Below are 2,991 nucleotides of genomic sequence, written 5' to 3' on the forward strand. Positions count from 1 at the left end.
AAGAGGCCATCTGCAAATACCTGGAGGTCAGGTTCCCTGAATCATCCCGCAGCCTGCAAGCAGAAATAAAAAGAATAACTGATGTGGTAGTCTTGGATAAAATCATTAACAAAATCTACACTGCCAATAGCCTGGATGAAGCAGCAGCGATCGTCAGAGAGGCAACCGAATCAAAGGGACGGTTCTCTTGAATCAAGGGGACGGTTCTCTTGAGTCAAAAGGTGCCTGGTAGTGCGACTGAGCAATGTCGCTGAATGTAGTGGGTTGGAATCCCACCGGGTATGGTTTAGCCAGCCGCCCGTAGCTAGTCTTGGAACCGATAGGGTAACCTAAAGGTTTAAGTGTAGACAAGCAAGTTAGCGGGCCGAAAGCACAAGCTGAAGGAACTGAGCCCCGAAATACCTATAAAATTGGGAAGGCTGATGCTGTTGCCAGAGCAGAAAGCAACATTCCGGCAATCATTATGGCGAGATTGACGGAACTTTCCCGGGGTCGGAGACCTGGTAATGAGTGTCATGCTCGAGGAAATCCCTGGCAGAAAACCGCTGCCAGGGATTTCCAAAAAGTGCCTGGCACTTCACTAAACTAAAGTGACGGTACTTTTTCTTTTCCGGGTCATCCTTTTGGGTCTGGTGGTTTCAATGAAAGGCTACCCAGGCGGTGCCAGGTACCGTCTCGCATGAAAGTTGTATACGAGCACAAAAAATTACCGCCGGACGGAACCAGGCACCGCCCCCGGCAAATCGGGGAAATTGCACCAAAAACACTTGCATTTTACTAAATTAAAGTGCAAGTTCTTTTCTTTTTTGGGTATTTTTTGGAGTTCGACAGTTTCAATGAATAGCACAACTCGACACCACCGCCGACAAATTTTAAATTTATTCTATTATCACATGATGTAAAATAGTAAGAAAGACATTGTGGGGGTTAAACCATGGGCAGGAGACCTCGGGTTTGGTACCCAAAGCCCTTGCCCTTGACAATGGCGAAGCTGCAGGTACAATCCTGCCCACGGCCGTAGACATTTCCCTAAATAACCACTACAGTGACATAATCACAGACTATTTTTAGGTGACATAGTCACTGGCGCTTGACAATTATTTTCACCTGGTGGGGACATTATATGATGCAACATCTTTTAGCTTAAGAGTTTCTGGTACTTTAAGAGTTTTTCTTTTTTCATTAAATTCATCTAAATTAGAACACATATACATTTTAGGGACTGAAGTATCTAGAATGTAATAACTTTCTTTCGTCTCATCAGGTATTTCATATCCATTGGTGGATCTAGGGTCAGGCTTTAGTTCATACCGTTTCGCCAAGATGTATCTATCATCAAATGCAACTTCAACTACTTTGGCTGGTATAATGGGTGGTGGATTACGTGGGTCATAACCTTCTTTTGGAGTGATACTTATTTCATGTACAGAACTCCTAACCAGCCAATAGCCGCCTGGCAAATCATAAGCATAATCAGCCGGCCCGGGACCAAAACCAATAACCCCCATTAAGAAAAAACAGGAGGGAATTAACAGAATAAGACTCAGAAGTATTATAAGTCCAATCTTCACTTTCTTTATTTTGGTCAACTCCTTTTACACTCTATTTAACTTTGATTCCGCTACACTATAAGGAGTCATTTTCTAACTCAGAGAGAATATCCCCACCTTTTCTTATATGTATTATGTTAATTTTATTTTACTCAGGCATAGAACAGTACTGTTCTATGCCTGAAACTTTTTATTATGGTCTATACGATTCCCGTGCGTTGATTTTGATACCGTACGGAACCACAGCTCCTATACTCTGAGCATACGCACCATAGTTATTTAGTGCAGTTGCTGCAGCTCCGCTAATACCTGGTGCACTCATCCAACCATGATATTCAAAATTGTACGTATCTTTAATATCTATCGCAATAGTCCATGTCCCGTTGCTTTTGTTTCCAGTCACCACATAACTTACCTTATTAAGTTAGAAACAAATCAGTTGGACTGTTAAGTACCATAGAGCCAGTAGTGCTGTAGCTGTTAGAAGAGTAATTACGTAACGTATTTTTAACTGTTGTAATTAAATTTTTGTATGCAGTACCTGTTTTAACAATATTACATTGCCATGAACCATCACTGTAAGTTACTGAGCTTGGATAATCCTGTAAAGAATGATCAAGACATTCCGCAGCTAATTTATATCCAGCGTTTTTCCCTGCAGCCGCAACTATTTTCATACTTGCTCTAACCACTTCTTTTGTAATAGATGCCTTTTGGGCAGGTGAATTCTCAATAATACCGTTACGGGCAGCATAATCTACAAACTCTTGTATTTCCTGTACAGTGGGTACATATATATCAGAAGGGTTAATATTTTCATTTTTTAGTTTATAGGAAAAATATTTTTGAAATTCTTCCTTCACTTTCGGACTAAGGTTGGTTTTATACTTAGTAATTGGAGTTTCCACATAGACAATATCGTATTCAATTTGTTTATTATCTATTTTGGTGTAATTCGTTGGGTCATTTTCGTGATTACTAATATGTTGTTCTTCTTGATATGAATTTGCAAAAGCTGTTTGACAATTCATTGTTATTAACATCATAAAAACAAACAACCCTACTATACTTTTTTTCAAGTTCACTACACTCCCTTAATTATTTTTGAAAGAAGTCTACTCAGAAAACAATATTATTTTATTAATACATTGGACCCACCCCCCCTTTCCTACTAGACAGACAAGGGGGTGGGTTGGTTTTAAAAATAAATCGTAATATATCTACAAATATCGACATTATCAATAATAATTGATTTCAACAAAGGAATTAAATAGTCACTCAACTTTCCCAGGATAAAAAACCCCATTAAGCCAGGTATAACCTGGTATCAGCAAGGTTGAATTACTAATTCAAGTCGGGGACGGTTCTTGACTTGAATTTGTTTAACTCTTGCCGGGGCTTTGTGCATTCCTGTATCAGGTAGGATATTAAGGAATAATTG

General features: G+C 39.5%; 2 protein-coding genes and 1 pseudogene. 1 reads left to right on the plus strand and 2 read right to left on the minus strand.

What is annotated here, in order from left to right; genetic code table 11:
• Positions 1-191 (plus strand): annotated as a pseudogene (locus BUB67_RS15835) (hypothetical protein); the annotation flags it as partial.
• A 912-nt stretch (positions 192-1,103) separates the two neighbouring features.
• Here BUB67_RS15835 and BUB67_RS15840 read toward each other — a convergent pair.
• Positions 1,104-1,589, minus strand: a complete 486-nt coding sequence (locus tag BUB67_RS15840; RefSeq protein WP_073240320.1) for a DUF3997 domain-containing protein — start codon at positions 1,587-1,589, stop codon at positions 1,104-1,106.
• Between the two features lie 380 nt (positions 1,590-1,969).
• Positions 1,970-2,629, minus strand: coding sequence for a hypothetical protein (locus BUB67_RS15845; protein ID WP_073240321.1), 660 nt, complete (start codon positions 2,627-2,629; stop codon positions 1,970-1,972).
• Positions 2,630-2,991: the final 362 nt, after the last annotated feature.

The sequence above is a fragment of the Desulforamulus putei DSM 12395 genome (assembly GCF_900129195.1).
In the GTDB taxonomy this organism is placed as follows: domain Bacteria; phylum Bacillota; class Desulfotomaculia; order Desulfotomaculales; family Desulfotomaculaceae; genus Desulfotomaculum; species Desulfotomaculum putei.